At 43.2% G+C, this 14,632-nt stretch carries 14 protein-coding genes and 1 tRNA gene; 9 read left to right on the top strand and 6 right to left on the bottom strand.

The genetic code is table 11. The features are described 5' to 3' along the window. Positions 1-42: 42 nt before the first annotated feature. Positions 43-588 (top strand): dTDP-4-dehydrorhamnose 3,5-epimerase, encoded by a 546-nt coding sequence (gene rfbC, locus H6G96_RS03660; protein WP_190910186.1) that lies wholly within the window; start codon positions 43-45, stop codon positions 586-588. 36 nt (positions 589-624) lie between these two features. Then, positions 625-1,515 (top strand): dTDP-4-dehydrorhamnose reductase, encoded by an 891-nt coding sequence (gene rfbD, locus H6G96_RS03655; RefSeq protein ID WP_190910185.1) that lies wholly within the window; start codon positions 625-627, stop codon positions 1,513-1,515. Between the two features lie 38 nt (positions 1,516-1,553). On the opposite strand, the gene H6G96_RS03650 is transcribed toward rfbD, so the two are convergent. Continuing rightward, complete coding sequence (locus H6G96_RS03650) at positions 1,554-2,294, bottom strand: 2-phosphosulfolactate phosphatase family protein (RefSeq protein ID WP_190910184.1); 741 nt, start codon at positions 2,292-2,294, stop codon at positions 1,554-1,556. 330 nt (positions 2,295-2,624) lie between these two features. Between H6G96_RS03650 and H6G96_RS03645 the strand changes: the two genes are divergently transcribed. Together H6G96_RS03645 and H6G96_RS03640 are read left to right on the top strand one after the other, a co-directional pair. Continuing rightward, a complete protein-coding gene (locus tag H6G96_RS03645; protein WP_190731512.1) occupies positions 2,625-3,044 on the top strand; it encodes a BlaI/MecI/CopY family transcriptional regulator in 420 nt (139 codons plus the stop codon). After that, positions 3,044-3,883 carry a M56 family metallopeptidase gene (locus tag H6G96_RS03640; protein ID WP_190910362.1) on the top strand — a complete coding sequence of 280 codons (840 nt, stop codon included), beginning with the start codon at positions 3,044-3,046 and terminating at the stop codon, positions 3,881-3,883. Before H6G96_RS03645 ends, H6G96_RS03640 begins: the two co-directional genes overlap by 1 nt. 229 nt (positions 3,884-4,112) lie before the next feature. On the opposite strand, the gene H6G96_RS03635 is transcribed toward H6G96_RS03640, so the two are convergent. The 5 genes from H6G96_RS03635 to H6G96_RS03615 all read right to left on the bottom strand — a co-directional run bounded on the left by H6G96_RS03635 (position 4,113) and on the right by H6G96_RS03615 (position 7,320). Continuing rightward, positions 4,113-5,288: an aminotransferase class V-fold PLP-dependent enzyme gene (locus tag H6G96_RS03635; protein WP_199339377.1), complete on the bottom strand. Its 1,176-nt coding sequence runs from the start codon at positions 5,286-5,288 to the stop codon at positions 4,113-4,115. Between the two features lie 24 nt (positions 5,289-5,312). Continuing rightward, positions 5,313-5,384, bottom strand: a tRNA-Asn gene (locus tag H6G96_RS03630). A 143-nt stretch (positions 5,385-5,527) separates the two neighbouring features. Beyond that, positions 5,528-6,079 carry an NYN domain-containing protein gene (locus H6G96_RS03625; RefSeq protein WP_190731514.1) on the bottom strand — a complete coding sequence of 184 codons (552 nt, stop codon included), beginning with the start codon at positions 6,077-6,079 and terminating at the stop codon, positions 5,528-5,530. 277 nt (positions 6,080-6,356) lie between these two features. Further along, a complete protein-coding gene (locus H6G96_RS03620) occupies positions 6,357-7,034 on the bottom strand; it encodes an energy-coupling factor ABC transporter ATP-binding protein (RefSeq protein WP_190910183.1) in 678 nt (225 codons plus the stop codon). 13 nt (positions 7,035-7,047) lie between these two features. Next, on the bottom strand, positions 7,048-7,320 hold the full coding sequence (locus tag H6G96_RS03615) for a hypothetical protein (RefSeq protein WP_190731518.1): 273 nt from the start codon (positions 7,318-7,320) through the stop codon (positions 7,048-7,050). A 319-nt stretch (positions 7,321-7,639) separates the two neighbouring features. Between H6G96_RS03615 and psbD the strand changes: the two genes are divergently transcribed. From psbD to H6G96_RS03590, 5 genes are all read left to right on the top strand, one after another. Beyond that, positions 7,640-8,695, top strand: coding sequence for a photosystem II D2 protein (photosystem q(a) protein) (gene psbD / locus H6G96_RS03610; protein WP_190910182.1), 1,056 nt, complete (start codon positions 7,640-7,642; stop codon positions 8,693-8,695). A gap of 1,110 nt (positions 8,696-9,805) precedes the next feature. Next, positions 9,806-10,087 carry a 4a-hydroxytetrahydrobiopterin dehydratase gene (locus H6G96_RS03605; RefSeq protein WP_190910181.1) on the top strand — a complete coding sequence of 94 codons (282 nt, stop codon included), beginning with the start codon at positions 9,806-9,808 and terminating at the stop codon, positions 10,085-10,087. Positions 10,088-10,722: 635 nt separating this feature from the next. Further along, a complete protein-coding gene (locus H6G96_RS03600; protein WP_190910180.1) occupies positions 10,723-12,450 on the top strand; it encodes an iron uptake porin in 1,728 nt (575 codons plus the stop codon). A 435-nt stretch (positions 12,451-12,885) separates the two neighbouring features. Next, positions 12,886-13,848 carry a cysteine synthase A gene (gene cysK, locus H6G96_RS03595; protein WP_190910179.1) on the top strand — a complete coding sequence of 321 codons (963 nt, stop codon included), beginning with the start codon at positions 12,886-12,888 and terminating at the stop codon, positions 13,846-13,848. A 15-nt stretch (positions 13,849-13,863) separates the two neighbouring features. Beyond that, a complete protein-coding gene (locus H6G96_RS03590) occupies positions 13,864-14,565 on the top strand; it encodes a J domain-containing protein (RefSeq protein ID WP_190910178.1) in 702 nt (233 codons plus the stop codon). Positions 14,566-14,632: the final 67 nt, after the last annotated feature.

The raw sequence follows: 14,632 nt of genomic DNA, 5'->3' as shown, positions 1-14,632 counted from the left end.
TATTCTCACAATTAGCATTTTGGCACATTACTTATAATATTAATGAGCATTGTACCTAGCAAAATTCCCGAAGTTCTACAATTTGAACCTCAAGTATTTGTAGACGATCGCGGGTTCTTCTTTGAAGCCTACAACCATCAAAAATTTGCTCAAGAGACTGATATTGTTGCCAACTTTGTCCAAGATAACCACTCTTGCTCTAAACAAAACGTTTTGCGTGGATTGCACTACCAAATCCAACAACCTCAAGGTAAGCTCATCCGTGCTGTTGTCGGTACTATTTTTGATGTAGCCGTAGATATTAGAAAAAGCTCTTCTACATTTGGTAAATGGGTGGGTTCTGAACTCAGTGCTGAGAACAAACGCCTACTGTGGATACCACCAGGCTTTGCTCATGGCTTTCTTGTGCTTTCAGAAATAGCCGAAGTTCTCTACAAAACTACAGATTACTACGCACCGCAAGGCGATCGCACCATCCTATGGAACGATCCAGATTTAGCTATAGATTGGCCTTTGAGTACGCCACCGATTTTATCAGCTAAAGACAAAGCCGGGAAGTCTTTGAGAACTGCTGAAGTATTTGATTAAGCTTGATGATTGCGTTAGGCTCAAAAACTAATTAGGATGAGTAAATCAATTTTGCTGATTGGTAGCAACGGTCAGGTGGGTAAGGAACTGCAACAAATCCTTCTACCCTATGGCAATATTATCTCAGTAGCACGCCCAACAGTAGACCTTGCCCTACCCGATACCCTCCGCAACGTTATCAGATCAAAACAGCCGCAAATCATCATTAACGCTGCTGCTTATACTGCTGTAGATAAAGCAGAGAGTGAATCCGAACTTGCTACCGCTATTAATGCGATCGCACCCCTAATTATTGCCCAAGAAAGCCAAAACTTAGGAGCTTTCTTAATTCATATTTCGACCGATTATGTTTTTGATGGTAATGGGTATCGCCCTTACCAAGAAACCGATGCGACTAATCCCTTGAGTATTTATGGTAAAACCAAACTCGCTGGAGAAGAAGCAATTCGAGAAACTTGCGCCCATCATCTGATCCTCCGTACCGCTTGGGTTTATGGAACCTTTGGCAAAAGTAACTTTGTCAAAACTATGCTGCGACTAGGTTCAGAACGCCAAGAACTCCGTGTCGTTGCCGATCAAATAGGTAGCCCGACTTGGGCGCAAGATATAGCCGCAGTAATAGGCCAGGTGATTCCCCAGTTAACCCCAGAAACTAGCGGCACTTATCACTATACTAATAGCGGCGTTGCTAGCTGGTATGACTTTGCCGTAGCCATTTTTGAAGAAGCCCAACAGCTAGGCTTCCCTTTAAAAGTTGAACATATTGTCCCCATTACAACTGCCGAATATTTAACACCAGCCCGTCGCCCTGCTTATTCCGTCCTTGCTTGCGGAAAAATTTCAGCAATTTTAGAAACACATCCGCCCCATTGGCGACAAAGACTCTGGCAAATGCTTAGAGATTTAAAAATTGAGAATGGGGCATAGGGCATTGTTGATTAACTTTCTTCCCTATCCCCTATTCCTTATTTCTTTTGACTTTTTAAAACTCCTGTCTCTTGTTGTATTGGCAAGACATCTAAAATATCAGTTTGGGAACAATACTTTAAATCTTCATGACAGTCAAGACGCAACAATCGTTGGCCGTGACTAGCTTGGTGAAGTAATCCTAATAAGTTATCTTGCCACTGAGAGTAAAGAGCGATCGCACTAATTACTTCATCGTTACCAGCTAGTTCTTCTGATGACAACTGTGTTTGCTGCAAAATACTATGAGCGATCGCACCTGCACAAACTGTATCCTCTAAAGAGAAACTGCCTTCCCAGCCAGAACCGACAATCCACACTGTCTCTGGTTGCTTCTCTAAAAGAAATTGCACTACCGTCGCTCGGTTAATCAAAGCTGCGGCTAATAAATTTGGAGAGTCTTGTACCCTTTGTAAGGCACGAGTGCCATTTGTAGTACTGATAAACAAACGCCTTCCCTCCACTAATTCTGGTGTGCAGTCGAGGGGAGAGTTACCCAACTCAAAGCCAGGTACTTTCGCGCCACCGCGTTCTCCAGCCCGCAGACGTTTTTCAGAAGGCCATTTTTCGCTAACTTCAATTAACTGATCTAAATCGCTGAATACTTGTACAGCTTCGCCTCCAGCTGCCAAAACTGTCGCAATTGTGCTAGTGGCTCGCAAGACATCGACTGCGATCGCACATTCTGGCGCTTTACCCGTTGGAGTCAATTCAGGGGTGTGGTATACGAATAGCTTCACGCGCTGGATACACCTGCTTTAATACTACTGCCGCAAATAACATTCTACCTAGTTGGTGTCACTAACTATAGTTACAATTACTCCCAGAACTTTTTTTATCATCAGAATGCATTATGTAACCCATTCAATAGATAAATACTCAAAAAGTGCATTTTTATGCTTCTATACTTTCAGACTTGCTGCACTATCCTGTAATCTAAAACAAGAACAGGCTTTTCAAAGCTTTAGCAAGCTTAGTTAGCACCACTACGCATACTGACTAAGTTTGCTAAACAAAACCGAAATTTTCACCTCCACTCCGCTTATCCAAAATCTCAAATCGAAATCGCTATGGCACCTTTACCCGACTATCGCCCTAAACAACTATCAGTAGGCCCGTTGGAAGCGGAAATTTTAAATATCATCTGGGAACTTGGTTCAGCCACAGTCAAGGATGTACACGATCGCATTCTGGCTGATCCCAACCGCGAATTAGCGTATACTTCTGTCACCACCGTCTTACGTCGACTCACTGATAAAGGTTGGCTAGCTTGCGACAAAAAAGAGCGGGCATTCTATTGGCGGCCAATGCTGAGTAAGCAACAATCAGAAGTTATCAAAGCTCACGAACAGTTACAGCGATTTCTAGCGGTGGGTAACCCCGATGTTGTTGCAGCCTTTGCTGATAGCCTAGATGAAGCAGCTAGTGAGCAAATAGCAGCGATCGCCAAACGTATTCAATCTGCACGCCAAGCCAGGGAGGAAAAATGATGCATCTAATAATGATTTTGAATGCTTTGGCTGTTGCTTGGTGGTTAAGATCCACTTGGAATCAACGCCAAGGTAATTGGAATGTGCGGTGGCAGCGATCGCTATTTTTGTTTCTCTTCCCGCCCTTGCTAATTTTCATGACTGCGATCGCTGTGCTGTTCATGGGGCCTCAAGGACAAATGGGCGGAATGTATACAGGCTCAATTAGCTATTTACTAGCATTAATTTATTTGGCATTTTTTGCCATTTCATGCATTAAACTTGCCTTTCAGGGTTGGCAGTCTGTAGAATCTGCCCGTAACTGTCCTTTAGTGAATGTTGGCAATAGACGAGCCAGACTACTGCAAACGGGCGCGTTGTTCGCTGGTCAAATCGGTTTTTGGCAACCAGAACTAGTGGTTAGCCAAGGATTAGTGCAAACTCTCTCACCGATTCATCTAGAAAGCGTCTTAGCCCATGAACAAGGGCATCACTATTACAGGGATACATTCTGGTTTTTCTGGCTGGGTTGGGTGCGTTCTTGCACCGCATGGTTGCCGAATACAGAGCCTTTGTGGGAAGAACTGTTAGCTTTGCGCGAACTCCGTGCTGACGGTTATGCAGCATTGCAGGTAGATCCTCTGGTGTTAGCAGAATCACTTTTATTAGTAGTTAGTAGCGGCCCCGTTTTATCGGAAATTTGCTGTGCAGCATTAGGTTCCTCTGGTGCAGATCGCTTAGAACAAAGAGTAGAAGCTTTATTAGCACCACCAGAACCAACCCCGGAAGCTCAATTGCAATCGTGGCATGGCTTTCTGTTGGCGTTCCTGCCTTTAGTAACTGTGATGTTTCATAGTTAAATTGAATTTATAGCAGGGAACAGGCTTGCAAGTGTCTTGAGGTCGGCGTTTTACGATCAGTTTATGTTCTACACGTAATGTCTTTGCAATCTGCAAAGACGCGATAAATCGCCGTCTCTTGCCTTAAATGTGGTATCTGAGAAAAATATTTATTTGACAAATGGGCCAATGTTTACTGCTACAAGTGCAAAACATACCCTTGATGCGATCGCTAATTTCCTAAACTAGATTAACAGCACAACCCCTTTAGCACCCTTGCCAAATACTCATACTGCTCTAAAGTATTGTAAATCTGTGCCGAAATCCTTACCAACAGCCGAGGTTGTTCTTGCCACGGTATCACCTGCACTTGAATACCAAACTTATCAAACAACTCATCATGTATAGACATGAAATCGCGGTTTTCCAAAGTCGTAGGCATTGGCACAACCGCCATTGAACCAATCATCTCCTCTGGGCAAGGCTGCTGCACTTCTAGCGCTTCACAAAGTAGCTGTCTTCCCTGCAACACTAGCTGATGATTTTGCTGTCTCAATTCTGTCCACCCACCAGGTAGCAACGAACCCATAAAAGCGATCGCTTCTGGTACACACATATAAGCTGTAGGATCGTCTGTACCTGTCCAATCGAATTCCAACTGAAAGCGGGTTTTATCAGTGCGTGGCGAATTTGTCCCGTGGCTAATTGTCAGGGGACGAATTTCTGACTGTTTATCTCGTCGCACATACAAAAATGCTGCCCCTTTGGGCGCACACAGCCATTTATGACAATTCCCGGTGTAATAAGTTGCGCCAATTTCTCGTAAATCGAGGGGAATCATTCCAGGCGCATGGGCACCATCTATTAATGTATCTACACCCCGTTGTTGCAACTCTTTCACCAACTCTTGAATCGGGAAGATTAACCCTGTCTGGCTGGTAACATGATCCAAAAGTGCTAATCGTGTTTTTGGTGAAACTCGCTCAATTACTGCTGCAACTACTTGCTTTGGCGAATCAATGGGGAAAGGAATTTTTGCCACCACCACCCGCGCCCCAGTGCGACTAGCAACAAAATCAAGTGCGTTGCGGCAAGCATTATATTCGTGGTTGGTTGTAAGTATTTCATCTTCTGGTGAAAACGTCAGCGACCTTAACACCGAGTTAACGCCAGTCGTCGCATTGGGGACAAATACTAAATCTTGGACATCAACACCCACAAATGCCGCTAGCTTACTTTTCGCATCGTCTAATAATGGTTCCCAATCTCTACCAAAAAAGCGTAGGGGTTCTTGTTCTAGTTGCAACCTCAAACTTTGTTGGAATTCCAACACTTGTTTAGGACAAGCACCAAAAGACCCATGATTCAAAAACGTTACAGCCGAGTCAAGCGACCATAAGTCTCTAATGGATAATCTAGAATCCAAAATTTAAAATCCAAAACTGATAAACTCCCCAGGCTGGATTCGAACCAGCGACCAATCGATTAACAGTCGATCGCTCTACCACTGAGCTACTGAGGACCACTCACGATTTATAATCTTAGGGCTAAAAATAGGATTTGGCAAGTACTTTCGCCAATATTTTTTTAAATACTTAATTAATAGAATTTTTACAGCCAAAATCAATTCAAAAACTTAGGCAGAGACTCTTAAACACTAACTATTTACTGTAATCCCATTCGTAATTCAGCCAGACGCTGCCGCGCTTTAGCATCAATGGCATTAGCTAAAAACCTACTCTTAGATTGTTTGCGCGTATGGTACTTTTGCCGCATTCGACAGACAGTAGCTTCCACTTCTCCACAAAGTTGTTGTGCCGACAGCCATTCAGCCCCATAACCCTGTATCATCAACTGCTGTGCCCGATCTGATGTAGCAACAATCACACGCGAAATCAATGATTGGGCTATTTGCTGGCGCATAGACGCACAGGATTTTTCAATATAAGTATCTGCTGTCTGCCCAAAATCAGTGTAATAAACTGATAAAAGCTCAGTAATTATTTCTTTATTGCTAGAGGAGTTCTGATATTGAGCATCAAAAACTATTTGAGTTGCATAACCTTGAAACGCACTATAACCAGTCATCGCTTCCACAAGTTCACCCCGTGCTGCCTCTAGTCCAACACTATCACGCGTTTTTTTAAGGCAAGGCCAAGCGCCTATTATATTGTAGCCGTCTACTAACAAAACGGCTTGGAGTAAGGAACGGGGCATGGTTTTTGATCACAATTTTCTAGAGTTAACAAAATTCATTCATAAGTTTTATAATAATTGATGCATTGTATGTAACACTATGCTACATAGAATAAAAAATATGGCAGCCTCACAAAATTAAAACCTCATACAGACGCACCAACTGAAAACGCGCCTTTGTTTAAAAGGCGCGTTATAGTTCTTTTTCAGTAGTGCTGAGTTAAAAGCTCAACTATGAAAGGGCGGAATATGTACGACTATTAAAGCCTGAGTACTTTTTACTTTACTCAGCACTCAATTAAGGAGCTTCGCTGTGTACCTCCATTAGACGTTCTTTGAGGCGTTGAGCTTCACCCCTATCTACCAGAGAGCCTTTTTCTAGCAAGAAAGCGCCGTCACAGTAATTTAACTCGTCTAATCGATGTGTCACCCACAGAGCTGTTATACCTCGACTTTTGACAAGGCGGCGCACACCAGCAACTAAATCCAACTGGCTATCTGGATCTAGCAAAGCAGTTGGTTCATCTAATAATAAGACTTCGCAGCGACGCGCGATCGCACCTGCGATCGCGACTCGCTGTTTCTGTCCCCCAGAGAGCGCATAAATGGGACGTCGTAGAAAGGTAAGCAAATTTACAGCTCCTAGCGCCTCCTCAACCCTTGCTCTAGTGGCAGCAGGTGGCAACTTTTCTTCCACTAATCCAAAAGCCACATCAGCACCAACCGTTGGCATGACCAATTGATGATCCGGATTTTGGAAGACAAAGCCAACGGGGTGCAAAACTTTAATTTCGCCTGATTCAGGAACTAATAGCCCTGCCAGCAGTCTAAGTAAGGTTGATTTACCACTGCCATTTGTACCCAAGAGCATCCAAAACTCGCCCTTGGGTACTTCTAAAGAGCAAGATTCGATAACCTTTTCTCCATTAGGCCAACTGAAATTTAAATCCTTGACCTCAATGCCCACTTGAGCCATTTGTCAACCTTGGTTACTCAGCAGCTACAGCAAAAAAGCCAGGTGGTCTGCCACCACCTGGGGTTGTACCATCTTTCTGAACAATCTGCACCCCAGAAATTTCACTAGCGCGAACAGCAATTTTTTTCTCTGTCTTGCCCTCACACTTGAGTTCTACAATGTCAGGGTTACCAGAGCGTATTGCTGCCAAAATTAGCTGATAGATAGCCTCAGCATCCTCTGCTGACTTACGTTGTACTGAGATCGGGAAAGCAGTGTTTCTGATGCTTAAATCGATGGTAAACATTTAGCAATAATCAAATTTAACTGTGGACTTATTTTAGCGTCAGCTGACTGATTCTAGGGAAATGGGTATTGGGCATAGGGACAAGGGGAAAGACTTGTTGCAAGTTATCACCTCATCTCCCTCATTTGAATCAAAAATTAATTTTTATTACAAAACCGCTGGAAAAATTAGCGATTTACACCTAATATGATTAAAGGTGTGTAAAAATTTGTAAACTAGGTTAACAACCCGGTTAACTTTCTGGTTATGGAAGGCTTTTATTTAGCCATCTATAATACAGATACAACCTGTACTTATAAACATTTGGAGATTTGCTCTAATGACCATCGCAGTTGGACGCGCCCCTAGTAGAGGGTGGTTTGACGTTCTAGACGACTGGCTCAAGCGCGATCGCTTCGTATTCGTAGGTTGGTCAGGGATACTATTGTTCCCCTGCGCCTTCCTAGCACTAGGCGGTTGGCTGACCGGTACCACCTTCGTGACTTCTTGGTACACCCACGGGTTAGCCTCCTCCTACCTAGAAGGCTGTAACTTCCTAACAGTGGCAGTATCTACCCCCGCCGACAGCATGGGACACTCCCTATTGCTATTGTGGGGACCAGAAGCTCAAGGTAACCTCACCCGTTGGTTCCAATTGGGTGGGTTGTGGCCATTCGTTGCCCTACACGGAGCCTTTGGTTTGATTGGCTTCATGTTGCGCCAATTTGAAATTGCGCGTCTAGTAGGTATCCGTCCTTACAACGCCCTCGCCTTCTCCGCTCCCATTGCAGTATTCGTCAGCGTATTCCTGATGTACCCCTTGGGACAATCAAGCTGGTTCTTTGCACCCAGCTTTGGCGTAGCTGCAATTTTCCGGTTCCTGCTATTCCTGCAAGGTTTCCACAACTGGACACTCAACCCCTTCCATATGATGGGTGTTGCTGGTGTATTGGGTGGGGCTCTATTGTGTGCCATTCACGGAGCCACAGTCGAAAATACCTTGTTTGAAGACGGTGAAGCATCTAATACCTTCCGCGCCTTCAATCCAACTCAGTCTGAAGAAACCTATTCAATGGTGACGGCAAACCGTTTCTGGTCACAGATTTTCGGTATTGCCTTCTCAAACAAACGCTGGTTGCACTTCTTCATGTTGTTCGTGCCAGTCACAGGCTTGTGGATGAGCGCCGTCGGCATCGTCGGTTTGGCACTCAACCTGCGGGCTTATGATTTCGTTTCCCAAGAATTACGGGCGGCGGAAGACCCTGAGTTTGAAACCTTCTATACCAAAAACATTTTGCTGAACGAGGGTATCCGCGCTTGGATGGCTCCTCAAGATCAACCCCACGAACAATTTGTATTCCCTGAGGAAGTTCTACCTCGTGGTAACGCTCTCTAATATAAGAGCCAACCATGACTTGAATCAGGTTCTGGTTGTCAAAAATTGACACCAACCAAATTAAATAATCACCTTGGCATAAGCCTATAAAGTGTCAATATTTCCCATTCTCCAGTGATCTCCCGCCTTTTGGTGGGGGATTTTTTTATATAGGTTAATATCTCTAAATTTATGTGTTATCTTAAATGAAGGTTATAAACCCAGAGCAAATGCTCTGCCCTTTTGAGACTAAGACCGCTTAGGCAACAAGGAGGTGATGCCCATGATAGAAAGTAGTAAATGCATGGGTCATCAGGTTGCAGTTAGCCGGCTGTGCGCCGGGGCTGTTCTCTAAAAGTTAGCCTTAGTTATCTTTGAGATACTAAGTTAGCTCAACTAGCTAGGCAAGCTCGGAGTTCCTTCCGGCAGTCTGGTTGCAACCTGAAGACCCGCTACACCGCTCTGATTTAGATCGCCTGATCTAAATCAGAGCGGATAGTTTTTTGTAGGTAAATTTTGTTTTATCAATAGTTGCTTTTGACAACTGAGATGGCGATGCCTTGCAGTAGACAAAACTAACACATTTAATTTTTTTAAAAAAATAATATCTTAACATCCAACTTTGGGGTTTGACTAGGTGTGAGCAATAGCGTCTAAGCTAATCGTCATTCAAGGCTAAGATTATGCAACTTAAAATCACATCAGCCTATCTACACAAGCCCAATTTAAATATGCATACACAGATTATTCCCTAGTTTATCCTTCCATCTTTGTCTGTGGAGAAAAAAGGGGTTTGATTTTATGAAATATTTAAGCTCATAGCATCCCCTTTAAGGGGCTACCGTGTATACACAAGTCGAGTCGAGAATCAAATGGACAGAAAAGAACGGAAAATTATTTTTAAGATCCTTGATTTTCCGTTATACCTCTATCAATAATCTGACACTATTGATAATTAGTAAGATTTAACTCAAAACCTTTCCCAATAAAGCTTGTATCTCACCAAGCAAGGATTTTAGGACTTGTGTATACACCGTAGCTTTAAGGGGAGAGGAAACCCTTAAAAAGAGTGGGCTTTTCCAAAGCCTTTTTATAATGTAATTAGGATAATACAAACAGGAATTTTGTGATATGGCACAACTACTCACTGAGACAGAAATTCAAGAAAGTGCAAAGGTTCTGTCAGGTTGGAGTGTTGAAGGCTCCAAGTTGCAAATTACCCGCACATTCAAGAATTTTATTCAAGCAATTGAGTTTGTCAATAAGCTGGTGGAGCCTGCTGAATCAGCAGGACATCATCCTGATATAGAAATTTCTTACAACAAAGTAAAGATAACACTTACAACACATGATGCAGGAGGGCTGACGCAGGCTGACTTTAATGTAGCGCAGACGATTTCCCAAATAAACTAAGTGATTTATTCTGATATCTTAACGCTAGCAGATGGAAATCATGCAGACCATGCAAGACATAGTGCATAGCAAGCCTTAAGAGTAAAACTACGGTTTTTCTTTGGAGTGACGGGTTTCAAAATCCTTGATCCCTAAGCTTCTATTTGTGACCACAATAGTAGACAAACTACCCTGCTAAAAGGCTTTGCCTACGTTTGTATAGCCGAGCTAGTGTGTTTTAACTAAATATAGTGTGCAATTTCTACTAGGGCTAAGTGCAAGATTTGATTTTTACTTACAATTTGCTAAGTATATCAAGTTTTGAGCAATTTAGCCAACTAGAGAGCAAATGCCCTAAACCCTACTCCCTGCTGAGATATTTAGATAATTATGTGTGACAGTTTTTAAGCCGATCGCTGTGAGCTTGTCATCTAGATCAGATGTTTTATAATGTTATGATATAAAGATATGTTTTTGCATAAGTTAATCACATAAGTTTTTAACCCTAAGTTAATCGTTTATTAGCTTTGCAAAAACTAAAATTGTAGTAGTGGCAACTATGCCTCATCCACAGGTTTCTATGAGATGTCGCTTTTTTGAGATTTTAGGTGCAACGAATACAATTATCTAAACAAGGTGTGAGGAGTAAAGAGAAGATGTCTAGTATATTGTGGAAATCCTTAGTGGTTAGCCCAGCAGTTTTGGGAGCTACATTGTTAGTTTCAGCAACAGCAATTGCGGCTCCAAACAAAACCACTGAAGCATCATTGGTTGCACAACCAAGTGTGACTGAAGTCGCCCAACAGCCAGAAATATTGGCTCAAACAACCATAGATCAAGTTAATCGCTACAGTAATGAAGGTAGCCAAAATAACTCTCAGTCTCAAGTAACATCAGTTTCTCAATTTTCCGATGTACAACCCACTGACTGGGCATTCCAAGCGTTGCAGTCCTTGGTTGAGCGCTATGGCTGTATTGCAGGTTACCCAAATGCTACTTATCGCGGTAACCGTGCTTTAACCCGTTATGAATTTGCCGCTGGTTTAAATGCCTGTTTGGATCGGGTTAACGAATTGATTGCTACAGCAACAGCTGACTTGGTGACCAAACAAGATTTAGCTACTTTACAACGGTTACAAGAAGAATTTTCCGCAGAATTGGCTACCCTACGCGGTCGTGTAGATTCCCTAGAAGCGCGGGCTGCTGAATTGGAAGCTAATCAGTTCTCCACTACCACCAAACTAGTCGGTGAAGCTATTTTTGCTGTTAGTGATGTCTTTGGCGAGAACACTGGTGATGCTAATAATACTGTCTTCCAAAATAGAGTCCGTTTAAACTTACAAACCAGCTTCACTGGTAGAGACGTTTTGAACACCCGCCTTGCAGCCGGTAATGCACAAGCCTTTTCACTAGTAGATAACGGTGGTGTTGGTATCAACAGTGCTGAAGGCACACAAACATTTCAAGTTGGTGGCGGTACTGGTAACAATAGTGTCAGCATAGATCGTCTGACCTATGAAGCTCCCATAGGCCCAGCTCAAGTTTACCTTGCGGCAACTGGGGGACGACACAGCCATTACGCTGCTGTTAACAACCCTTACTTTTTTGACAACACTGACGGCGGCAATGGTGCTTTGTCTACCTTTGCTTCTGAAAGCCCCATCTATCGGATTGGTGGCGGTGCAGGTATAGCGCTGAATCTACCTCTTGGTCAAGGTGGCGGCATCCTAGGAAATAGCTCAATCACCGCAGGTTATTTGGCATCGGATGCTAATAATCCTGGTGTTGGTCAAGGTTTGACCAATGGCGACTATGCAGCGTTAGGACAGTTGAACTTTAGTGTTGGCGATCGCTTGGCTTTAGCTGCTACCTACGTCCACGCGTATAATGGCACAGGTGGTAATTTATTCGACTCCGGTACTGGATCAAACGTAAACAACACTTTTGCGGGAAATGTTGCAGTAGGTACCGGACAAGCTAACGCTTTAATAAACTCAGGTTCTAGCAACTCTTACGGTGTGTCGGCTGCCTTTAGACCCAGCGAAAAGCTGTCAGTTAGTGGCTTCGTCTCTTATCATGATGTCACAGGCTCTGGTATTGCTGATGATTATGAAGCTTGGTCATACGGCGCCGGCGTTGCTTTAGCTGACTTTGGTAAACAAGGTAATGTTTTAGGTATTTTTGCTGGTGCACAGCCCTATTCCTTTAACCGGCCAGGTTTTACTGGTAATGATACACCTTATCACTTTGAAGGCTTCTACAAATATCGTGTATCAGATAATATCTCTGTTACCCCTGGCGTAATTTGGTTGACTTCTCCTGGTCAAAGCAGCGAGAACGATGATGCGATTATCGGTACGCTTAGAACAACTTTTACCTTCTAGAGTGTTGACTATCCATTGACAAATTTGAACTCTATTTTCCCCGCCATCAGGCGGGGCTTTTTGTTGTCTGTGGCGACAACAAATAAACTCCAAAAGTTAGATGCTGTGAGTTAAGAATTAAAAATTTTTAACTTACTTAAAGGTGGTTATCTATATAATGCGAGATCCCCGAAATATCATCCTTTTTGAAATTTTGGAATGTTTAAAAGGATTATAGATTCAGACTGGTAAAGAAAACATTATAGCGATATTCGGTTGAAGCAAGTCGCTCGGCAAATTTAGTGTTGCAAAAATATATCCTTCAGGATCTTTGTGAAAAAAAAGATTCTCGGCGGCAATTAGATATGATGTACTACATTTAATCAAGAGTCATTTGTCTTTTGTTGCTTGTAATTAATGACCAATGACTAATAACTAATAACTAAGGACTAAATTATGCAAATTGCTCGTAACATTACAGAACTAGTTGGCCGTACACCCCTAGTGCAGTTGAACCATATTCCTCAAACAGAAGGATGTGTTGCTGAAATTGTGGTGAAACTGGAAAGTATGAACCCGTCGTCATCAGTTAAGGACAGGATTGGGGTGAGTATGATTAACGCTGCCGAAGAGGAGGGGCTGATTACTCCTGGGAAGACAATATTGGTAGAACCCACCTCTGGAAACACAGGAATTGCCTTAGCAATGGCAGCAGCAGCTAAGGGATATCGGTTAATTTTGACAATGCCAGAGACAATGAGTGGGGAGCGTCGGGCAATGTTGCGGGCCTATGGAGCAGAACTGGAACTAACGCCAGGAATGGAGGGTATGAGTGGGGCAATTGAGCGGGCGCAGCAAATAGTTAATAGTACGCCAAATACCTATATGTTGCAGCAGTTCCGCAATCCAGCCAATGCAAAAGTGCATCGGGAAACTACAGCTCTTGAAATCTGGGAAGATACTGATGGACAAGTAGATATGATCGTGGCAGGGGTAGGCACAGGTGGTACGATCACTGGTGTAGCGGAAGTGATTAAAGCACGCAAGCCTAGTGCTAAAGCGATCGCTGTTGAACCAGCCAATAGCCCAGTTTTATCTGGGGGACGGCCAGGGCCACATAAAATCCAAGGAATTGGGGCTGGGTTTATTCCCCAAGTTCTCAAGATAAAATTGATAGATGAAGTGATTACCGTCACCGATGAAGAAGCGATCGCCTACAGTCGGCGTTTAGCAAAAGAAGAAGGGCTATTATCTGGTATTTCCAGTGGAGCAGCTTTATGTGCAGCAATTCGCGTTGCTCAACGTCCAGAAAATAAAGGACGTTTAATTGTGATGATTCAGCCCAGTTTTGGTGAGAGGTATTTAAGTACACCGTTGTTCCAAGACCTGGAAACAAGGTTAGCCGCTAGCATCAGCTAACGATAAATTGAATTAATGGTCAATTCTAAGCACGTTTCTAACCATTACGAAACTCTCAAAATTAGTTCCAGTGCAAGCCAAGCGGAGATTAAGCAAGCTTATCGCCGCTTGGTTAAGTTATTTCATCCTGACAGTAATCAAGAAACAGCCGATCACGAACAGATAATCCGCATCAATGCAGCTTATGAAGTCTTAGGCGACAACCAAAGTCGCCACAATTATGATCAACAACTGCAAGATGACTCTCAAAAATTAAATAGCGATCGCCAACAGCGTACAGCATCAGCGCAAAATCATTACCAGACAAGACGAAAAACTGGGCGGGACGTTGATGAGCAAGTTGAAGAATGGCTGCGCCAAGTTTACCAACCTGTAAATCGCTTACTTTGTAACATTCTCTATTCGTTAGAAGAACAAATGGATCAGTTAGCTGCTGATCCCTTTGATGATGAGTTATTAGATGAATTTCAGGAATACTTAAAAACCTGTCGAGATGACCTCAAGCAGGCACAAATTACTTTTCGCTCTCTGCCAAATCCGCCTAGTTTAGCAAGAACGGCGGCTCATCTCTACTACAGCCTTGATCAAGTAGCAGATGGACTTGATGAATTGGGTTATTTTCCTTTGAACTACGATGAGCGTTATTTACACACAGGTCAAGAGCTATTCCGCATAGCTACGGGATTGCACTGTGAGGCACAAGCATCTGTCATATAGTCATTGGGCATTGGGCATAGCGCATGGGTCAATTTCGTTGAATTACACATGACACACAACTTCAGAA

Origin of the sequence: Nostoc sp. FACHB-892 (assembly GCF_014698795.1) — a bacterium.
In the GTDB taxonomy this organism is placed as follows: Bacteria; Cyanobacteriota; Cyanobacteriia; order Cyanobacteriales; family Nostocaceae; genus Nostoc.
Note: the sequence above shows the minus strand (reverse complement) of the source record. Positions and strands in the feature narration are given on the sequence as shown.

Excerpts from the sequence above, each read along its gene's own strand:
- rfbC (WP_190910186.1), top strand. The coding sequence starts at position 43 with ATGAGCATTGTACCTAGCAAAATTCCCGAAGTTCTACAATTTGAACCT.
- rfbD (WP_190910185.1), top strand. The coding sequence starts at position 625 with ATGAGTAAATCAATTTTGCTGATTGGTAGCAACGGTCAGGTGGGTAAG.
- H6G96_RS03645 (WP_190731512.1), top strand. The coding sequence starts at position 2,625 with ATGGCACCTTTACCCGACTATCGCCCTAAACAACTATCAGTAGGCCCG.
- H6G96_RS03640 (WP_190910362.1), top strand. The coding sequence starts at position 3,044 with ATGCATCTAATAATGATTTTGAATGCTTTGGCTGTTGCTTGGTGGTTA.
- H6G96_RS03625 (WP_190731514.1), bottom strand. The coding sequence starts at position 6,079 with ATGCCCCGTTCCTTACTCCAAGCCGTTTTGTTAGTAGACGGCTACAAT.
- H6G96_RS03620 (WP_190910183.1), bottom strand. The coding sequence starts at position 7,034 with ATGGCTCAAGTGGGCATTGAGGTCAAGGATTTAAATTTCAGTTGGCCT.
- H6G96_RS03615 (WP_190731518.1), bottom strand. The coding sequence starts at position 7,320 with ATGTTTACCATCGATTTAAGCATCAGAAACACTGCTTTCCCGATCTCA.
- psbD (WP_190910182.1), top strand. The coding sequence starts at position 7,640 with ATGACCATCGCAGTTGGACGCGCCCCTAGTAGAGGGTGGTTTGACGTT.
- H6G96_RS03605 (WP_190910181.1), top strand. The coding sequence starts at position 9,806 with ATGGCACAACTACTCACTGAGACAGAAATTCAAGAAAGTGCAAAGGTT.
- H6G96_RS03600 (WP_190910180.1), top strand. The coding sequence starts at position 10,723 with ATGTCTAGTATATTGTGGAAATCCTTAGTGGTTAGCCCAGCAGTTTTG.
- cysK (WP_190910179.1), top strand. The coding sequence starts at position 12,886 with ATGCAAATTGCTCGTAACATTACAGAACTAGTTGGCCGTACACCCCTA.
- H6G96_RS03590 (WP_190910178.1), top strand. The coding sequence starts at position 13,864 with ATGGTCAATTCTAAGCACGTTTCTAACCATTACGAAACTCTCAAAATT.